This window comes from Protofrankia sp. CiT1, assembly GCF_917627335.1.
Classification (GTDB): Bacteria; Actinomycetota; Actinomycetes; order Frankiales; family Frankiaceae; genus Protofrankia.
Window position 1 is genome coordinate 4,640 of sequence record NZ_CAKJTP010000203.1, and the last position, 1,090, is coordinate 5,729.

2 protein-coding genes are annotated in these 1,090 nt (G+C 68.6%); both read left to right on the forward strand.

Going from position 1 to position 1,090, the window contains the following annotated elements; translation table 11 throughout:
* Positions 1-354, forward strand: a 354-nt coding sequence (locus MJ785_RS19870) for a carbohydrate ABC transporter permease (protein WP_239382225.1), incomplete at its 5' end; no start/stop codon positions are given.
* 5 nt (positions 355-359) lie between these two features.
* Positions 360-1,090, forward strand: a 731-nt coding sequence (locus MJ785_RS19875; RefSeq protein WP_239382227.1) for an ABC transporter ATP-binding protein, incomplete at its 3' end; no start/stop codon positions are given.

Consider the following 1,090-nt stretch of genomic DNA (forward strand, 5'->3'; position numbering starts at 1 on the left):
CGGGAAATCCCCTGGGACCGGGAAAAGGCGGCCCAGGTGGACGGGGCCACCCCGTTCCAGACTTTCCGGCGGGTGATCGCGCCGCTCGCCGCGCCCGGCATGGTGACCACCGCGATCCTGGTGTTCATCTTCTGCTGGAACGACTTCCTGTTCGCCATCTCGCTGACGTCGACCGAGAGTGCGCGGACCGCGCCCGCAGCCATCGCCTTCTTCACCGGCGCCTCCCAGTTCGCCGAGCCGATCGGCTCGATCTCGGCGGCTGCGGTCGTCATCACGATCCCGATCATCGTCTTCGTCCTGCTGTTCCAACGTCGGATCGTCGCCGGGCTCACCTCCGGCGCGGTGAAGGGGTAGCGCGCATGGCCGACATCGTTCTCGACCACGTCACCAAGCGGTTTCCGGACGGGCAGACGGCGGTCGCCGACGCGAACCTCGAGATCGCCGACGGCGAGTTCGTCATCCTGGTCGGCCCGTCCGGCTGCGGGAAGTCCACCACCCTCAACATGATCGCCGGCCTGGAGGGCATCACCGAAGGCGAGCTGCGCATCGGCGGCAAGGTGGTGAACGATCTCGCGCCCAAGGACCGCGACATCGCGATGGTGTTCCAGAGCTACGCGCTCTACCCGCATATGACGGTGCGCCAGAACATGGGCTTCGCGCTGTCGCTCGCGAAGCTGCCGAAGGAGGAGATCAACCGGAAGGTCGAGCAGGCCGCCGAGATCCTCGACCTCACCCCCCACCTGGACCGCAAGCCGGCGAACCTGTCCGGCGGGCAGCGCCAGCGGGTGGCGATGGGGCGGGCCATCGTGCGGGACCCGAAGGCGTTCCTCATGGACGAGCCGCTGTCCAACCTGGACGCGAAGCTGCGGGTCCAGATGCGCACCCAGGTGTCCCGGCTCCAGAACCGCCTGGGCACCACCACCGTGTACGTCACCCATGACCAGACCGAGGCGATGACCCTCGGCGACCGGGTCGCGGTCATGCGCGCGGGACGTATCCAGCAGGTGGGCACCCCGGGTGAGCTGTCCGACCGGCCCGCGACCATCTTCGTCGCCGGCTTCCTCGGCTCCCCGGCGACGACCTTCCTCCC